The sequence below is a fragment of the Allomuricauda sp. M10 genome (assembly GCF_020782875.1).
In the GTDB taxonomy this organism is placed as follows: Bacteria; Bacteroidota; Bacteroidia; order Flavobacteriales; family Flavobacteriaceae; genus Flagellimonas.
This window is the reverse complement of the sequence record NZ_JAJGBN010000005.1, coordinates 320,687-327,307: the sequence shown is the minus strand read 5'-3', so window position 1 is coordinate 327,307 and position 6,621 is coordinate 320,687. Positions and strand designations below refer to the sequence as shown.

The window sequence follows — 6,621 nt, the reverse complement described above, 5'->3', positions numbered from 1 at the left end:
TTCTCCGAAGGTTACTACTTTACTCATTTACCTGTTTAATATTTTATTGTTCTTAATTTTCAGTAAATACCTCTATGAAAAGGTTACCCTTGGACTACGATGTCATTTTTATTGCCGCTCCAAGTGTATCCAATCCTATGGCCTGGCAAACACCAAGCCTGTTCTGCTCCTTCATCTTGTCAAGATTCCATTTATGGACATTGTCTGCCAGTCCCCAAAGCTCCTTGAACTGCTCAACATAGCTGCTATCATTTTCAACACTGGTAAATTCTGGCGGGAATTGATTGTTGGATTTATCACGAGTTTCCCATATGGCTTCCAAGGTTGCCAGAACAGTTTTGTGCAAATCAATACCTAACAATCCATTTTCATGGGTTGCCCCTATATATCGCAACAGGATTCCTCTACCCGCTACATAGTCATTTCCGTGTTGTGGGCCAAAGCTGGATAAGCATGGGGCTTCCCTAATTATCCCATCCTTGTTACCAACCAATGCCAACTTAATCCCCTGTCCTATTTTCTTTATTATAGAATCGACCCTGGCTTTAAAAACAGCTTCATCAAAACCTGGATCTATGTCATTTTTTTTCACATATGTGGAAATTTCGTGGCCCAATGCATGCATGTCCATCAAAGCTGCCAACAACATGCCTTGATCACCTGTCCAAACCCAACCTTCTGACCAGGGTGGATGTATCTTTTCTTGATAATCGGAACCTTCAAAAAAAGCCATGGGTCTTTCTTGTACCAAAGCGGCAGAACTGGATATCTCCTTCAGATACCCGTACTTTTCCAAGTTAAACCATTGATCGAACCATACCCATTGTTTGTAGGCCATATCCAAATACTTCTCATTATCTTCCAGATTTTCCTCTAGAGTCAACCTATATATCCTTGATGACAACAAAAACAACAGCACATTGGTAACCGTATTCTTGACCCCTTTGCTACTTCCGTTGGCATCCCCGTTTCTACAACCATGGGCAACTGGTCTGCTGTCTTCCGAATGGTCGTAGGCTGTTTTTCTTTTGTACTCCCAGCATAAATCCATGGAAAGCGCCAGATATTTGTCAGCAAGCTCCCTATCCTTCATTCTAAGAAGATGTCTTCGTGCATTAAGTCCCATTAGACCCCACCAGCCAAAATCATCTGCCCATAAAGTCCCTGGATTGTAACTGCTAAAAAAAGTGAGGTTTTGCCTTAACATTGCTTGGACCTCTGACTGTATTTCTTTCACCTGCTCTTCATTTGGCCAGCGTTCTATCATTGCATCCACAAATACCAAGCAGGCATCGAAAGTGTTTCCCCTTTTCCAAAAGTCCTTGAAATCCCATACTTCGGAAAACCGCTTGAACGCTTGTATTGATTGTTCCAACAGCTTTTTATCTTGGTCTTCACCGATAAAGGAGCCGCAATTGACCAGGCTTCCGGTAGCGGTCAGCAGCAAACCGGAGCTTCCTGTGACCTTTATAAATTTTCGTCTTTTCATAATTAAGCTAGATGGTATTATTATTATTCAAATTTTATGGTCTCAATGGCATTGTGTCCCATTTTCAAGTACATCATGGTATCACCAACTTTTAGTTCATTTTTAGGTTCCTCAATCAATGTAGTCTGCCAAGCCTTTTTAACTGGTTTGAAAACTGATATCGTTGCTTCTGTCCCAATACCATCGGCCTCAAAGATTCTAATGACACTCTTATTATCATTTTCGGCTTTCTTCACGGTACTGATGACGATATTATCACTCCCAGTACTGAAAAAACTCAATCTTTCTGGCAATCCTCCATCTTTATAGGAAGAAGGACCTACCACGGTAAGGATTCTTTCATTGTGCTGGTTACCAAATTGACGCCCTTCTTGCCAGCCAGGTTTATGGGAAGTAAGGCTGAATGAAAAATTATGGTCCCCTGTCTGGTGGTAATCATTCCCTTCATGATGGCAACTTTTCCTCGAAGCCAATAAAATGGGTTGCAAAATAACCTTGGTGTTCAAAGAGTCCGTTGGATCGCCCCAATCCGCTGAGACCACTGTTGATGTAAGGGTGACTCCATACCCGGAACCACTTGCCGAAATCCAATTTCCAATGGCCCTTGGATGAATTTTACTTACCTCCCCTTTATAAAATTCACCTCCTGTCCCCTTTAGCTCATCCTGTCCAACAGTGACTGCCCCAAAAGGCACTTCGTAGGTAACCTTTCCGTTATCCATTTTTAGAGGAAAAGCTATCCGAAATTCCCGGAACATGGTCCCGTTCCAATTCAAAAGGTCTACATCAAAGTCTATTTTCTTTATGTTATGGTAAAGTTTGATGCTCATTTCCACAACAGCATCCTTCATGGGTTGTCTCATTACCACACTGGTATATACTGGTCCAATTTCCTGGATTTTCCAATTGGTCTTGGAAGTACCCAATTGATCAAAATAATCCGTGTTTGCCTGTTGAACCTCGGAAAACTCGCCTGCTCCGTTCCCTACAGAGCTCAATTCAAAAATCTCACCAGCTTTAAATTTTCCAGATTCGATCAGATTCCTGTTCAACTCTTTATCATGTATTTGGGTAAGCCCTCCGTTACCGAACTCCAATCTGTAAAATTTGTTCTCCAAAGTTTCTTTAAAACCGTTACCGGACAATTGGGGGTCGGGTGAGGCCTTTTTCAAATAATAAGTGGAATAACCCACCGAGGGTATGTCATTGGCAATAAAATGGACCGTTACAGCTTTTATGGAGCCATCGGAATAATGCTCCAAATTGGACAATTGTACGGGAATTGGGTTGTTATCCAAATCTGACAATTCAATTCCTTTAGTTTCTCCCTCATCAAATTTTATGGAAAAATCCACCCTGTCGGTACGATCCCAACTCAAGCTATTAAAGACCACTATCGGGATTCCCTTGGTTGTTTCAAAACCAATTTTCGCGGCTATATCCTTAATGGAGGATTGCACAATTTGTTCTGCCTCTGATTTTGCGAAAAGGAATTTTTGCAAAAAAACATTATCGGTGACATCTCCCCCTTTACCTCCCCATCCGTGGTCCGGGTATATTTTTGATTCCCATGCATGCTGTAGCTTTCGCTCAGGGTATTTTTTGAACGATCCCTCGATCATGGCATTTGCCGTGGCAAACTTCTCTGCCTGGGTCATCAATATATCTCCTTCCCTACTGGTCTTTAATGCCTTTTGATGGGATGCCCCATGGATATATACCCACATATTTGGCCGCTCCCCTTTGATGGTCTTTTGTGGAACAGTTGTTTTTTCAACTTTTGCAAAAAACTCGTCGGCCGTAGAATAAACAATCTTGGGCAACTTGACCTTCAACTTTTTTCTGCCCTCTGATTCGATATATCCAATCCCGTTCCACCTACCAATGAAAGGTTCCATGTTCTCCACGGGTTTTTGATTCCAGATGAATTCATAGTTGAGCATGACCGGCATCACGGGATGATCCTGGGATTTATTATTATAGATCTTATACCAATCCACCACGTCTTTGGCCATCTTTTTAATCCCTTCAGATTCCTCCATTCCCAAAAGGTTATAAAAATCCATGTAGTGGTTGCCCGGACTGTAGCATGTTACCTTTGTTCCATCAGGGGATTCCCAATTGAACAGCCCCTTTATATGGCGACTGAACACAAAATGATCGATTCCGGCTTTGCTTGCCAGTTGTGGCATTTGCATGGTCCTTCCTGGTACATCAACATTATAATAGGTTTTGGCTTGATATCCGTTCAAGCTATCCTCCATCCATTTTTTTCCGAGATAAAACTGTCTGGAAAGGGATTCCCCAGAATACATACCTTCATAGGTTTGTACATAGGCACCCCCGATACCTATTCGTCCCTGGTCAATAAAGTTTACGATATTCTCCTTTTCTTCCGGGTGACGATGCAGGTATTCCATCACTATGGAGGATTGCTCTATATCCATCTTGAAATCGGTTGTGGATTTCAGTTTTTCCAAATAGGGTGTCAACCATTTTTCATCCCTGTCAATCTTGCATATTTCCGGTTCGTCCAACCAGGCAATGTCTTCATGTGTGGTTACGAACAATAGGATATTTCCTTTGGAAAGTTTGGATTCCGACAGGGATTTGAGTAGGTCATAGGTCTCCCCATCACACTTCAACGTTTCTTGGGCCCCAACTGAATTGACCCCTATAAAACAGCATATTAGAGCTAACCGAATTATTGTTTTCTTCATAGTTTGTTTGTTGATATTCACATTAGTTAACCTCATCATGATTTGCTGATCTTTTTGAACGGAGTGCACCTTCAAGTTAGATGCACTCCCCAATTCAAAAAGGCTAATTCAACCAACCACTATAAGCAGTGTTCTTTGATTTTTCGGCATTAGTTCCCTACCGATTCCATGGCTGCTTTCATAAAACCCATGGCGTATGCCATACCGGCATGCCATGGTGCACCACAGCTCATTTGCGGGGTATGGTCAGGAATAAGGACCCCTTGAAAATTATTCTTCTTCAAAATCTCAAGTATTCTGAACATATCTATATCCCCTTCATCCACAAAAACCTCTTTATAATTGGGGACTTTTCCTTTGACATTTCGAAAATGTATGTAGGAAACCTTACCCTGTTTGGTATATCTGTCCGTTGCTTCATAGACATCTCCTTCCGACATTTCTGCAATGGAACCCAGACAGAACTCCAAATTATTATTGGGACTTGGTCTTAGATCTATCAAGCGTTGGTACATATAAGGTTGATAGACCAAACGAGGAGTATCTCGGACATAGGGCATAGGTGGGTCATCGGGATGAGCGGCCAATTTGACTCCCGCCTCCTCGGCCACCGGTATCAATACATCCAAAAAGTATTGCACCCTACTCCATAATTCGTCATGGGAAATCCTTGGAAGGCTTCCTTCAACGGCATTTTCATCATAAACCATGTTCCAAACCATTCCATTGGGAATGGGGTTCCCATCTACCTCACCCTCCATGCCAACAGACATTGCTTCTCCCCTAGCGTAGGCCCCAACAGTTCTTGAGGACACCCCGGCAAGTGAAAAATTATATCCAAAAACAGGAATTCCCGCTTTACCGACATTTCGGATGAGCTGTTTCAAATTTTCAAGTTGTTCATCCCTTTTGGGACCTCCCAAAAGGACATCATACCAATGGGCAGGATCAAAGTTTTCAATGGCTTCCAATTCCAATCCATTGGCATTGATTTCTTCTTTGATGGATCTCAACTCTTCATAGCTCCATATTTTATCCATACGACCTGCTTTACCCCATCCTGTGCTTCCACCAATAGGTTGGTCCGCATTTTTGTCATTGTGCCCAAAATAGTCTACCATGTGTATGACCAAATGGGTTGCCCCGCACTGTTTGGCAAATTTGTAGTGCTCCTGGTCCAGCATGTGTCGGTACAATCCAAAACCTAATTTCATTCTGTCCTTATTTTTTTTTGTTAATCGTTATCACTTTGCAAAAGGCAGCGACAATCTCTTCACGATGCTCATTAAGCAATGGTGCAGGTCTATAAAGGCGCTGAGGAGTGGCGCTGAACTCCACAGGAAACCCGGTGGTCCCAACATCCCCGATGGTGGGGTGCTTATAGGTCATGACCATGTTGTTGTGAAGCACCTGGGGATCGGCAACCATTTCCTCCAAAGTATTTACCTGTGAGCACCATATATCCTCTTTTAATAGGTCATCGAGCCATTCCTTGGTGGTCCTTGTCACAAAAACGGTCTCAAAATCCTTTCTAATTTCATCCCTGTCCCTCATGATATTGTTGGATTCATATTCCTGAGACCTATATTTATCCAATCCGACCAAATCTGCCAATTTTCTCACTGAATTCATTCCTATCGCCAAATAACTGTCCTTGGTGGGATACAATCCATATGGTGCCCCTAACCATGGGTTCGGTATTCCTCTTTCACTGCGTTCGGGCCTCTCTTTTTGGTAAAGAAATGCAGTGATTTCTTGTGTATGGAACCCTATGATGGAGCTCAACAAATTGGTTTCTATCTTCTGTCCCTTTCCCGATTTTTCCCTGGAATAGATAGCAGCCAGGATGGACTGAACCAAGAATAGACTTGTGAGCAAATCTGCTTGGCCTACGGCCGTAACCATGGGTATATCGTCCTTTCTTCCGTTCAAGGAAGCTGTTCCACTTACCGCTTGGGCCAACAAATCCTGTCCTGGCCTTTTGGTATAAGGCCCTGACGAACCATATCCGGAACTGGAACAATATATCAACCCAGGGTTAAGTTCCCTCATCGCCTCATAGCCCAGACCAAGCCGCTCCATTACCCCTGGCCTAAAATTCTCCACAAGGATGTCCGCTTTGCGAATAATATTCCTTGCAATTTCATGATCGTCACTATCCTTTAGATTCAGGGCTATACTCTTCTTGTTTCTATTGAAACTCACAAAGGATATACTTTCCCCATTCGGATATAGGTTTCCATATGAGAAATGCCGCATCCAATCTCCCTTCAATGGCTCGATCTTGATGATCTCGGCACCCATATCCCCTAACATTTGAGTTGCCCATGGACCTTGAGCCAGTTGTGAAAAATCTGCTACCACCAGCCCTTCTAAAGCACCCTCATTTATTTCATTATTTTCAATCATAAA

At 42.7% G+C, this 6,621-nt stretch carries 4 protein-coding genes; all 4 read right to left on the bottom strand.

Translation table 11 applies throughout. From position 1 onward, the window contains the following. Positions 1–94 precede the first annotated feature (94 nt). Positions 95–1,489, bottom strand: a complete 1,395-nt coding sequence (locus LKX84_RS14470) for a glycoside hydrolase family 76 protein (protein WP_228237859.1) — start codon at positions 1,487–1,489, stop codon at positions 95–97. A 23-nt stretch (positions 1,490–1,512) separates the two neighbouring features. Continuing rightward, the gene (locus LKX84_RS14465) at positions 1,513–4,209 is read right to left on the bottom strand and encodes a glycoside hydrolase family 38 C-terminal domain-containing protein (protein WP_228237858.1); all 2,697 of its coding nucleotides are present in this window, start codon (positions 4,207–4,209) and stop codon (positions 1,513–1,515) included. A 149-nt stretch (positions 4,210–4,358) separates the two neighbouring features. After that, the gene (locus LKX84_RS14460) at positions 4,359–5,423 is read right to left on the bottom strand and encodes a mannonate dehydratase (RefSeq protein WP_228237857.1); all 1,065 of its coding nucleotides are present in this window, start codon (positions 5,421–5,423) and stop codon (positions 4,359–4,361) included. A 7-nt stretch (positions 5,424–5,430) separates the two neighbouring features. Then, entirely contained in the window at positions 5,431–6,618 is a 1,188-nt protein-coding gene (locus LKX84_RS14455; RefSeq protein WP_228237856.1) for a CaiB/BaiF CoA transferase family protein, read from the bottom strand. Positions 6,619–6,621: the final 3 nt, after the last annotated feature.

What these genes read in the sequence shown, in the direction of transcription:
- LKX84_RS14455 (WP_228237856.1), bottom strand. Translation starts at nt 6,618, where the DNA reads ATGATTGAAAATAATGAAATAAATGAGGGTGCTTTAGAAGGGCTGGTG.
- LKX84_RS14460 (WP_228237857.1), bottom strand. Translation starts at nt 5,423, where the DNA reads ATGAAATTAGGTTTTGGATTGTACCGACACATGCTGGACCAGGAGCAC.
- LKX84_RS14465 (WP_228237858.1), bottom strand. Translation starts at nt 4,209, where the DNA reads ATGAAGAAAACAATAATTCGGTTAGCTCTAATATGCTGTTTTATAGGG.
- LKX84_RS14470 (WP_228237859.1), bottom strand. Translation starts at nt 1,489, where the DNA reads ATGAAAAGACGAAAATTTATAAAGGTCACAGGAAGCTCCGGTTTGCTG.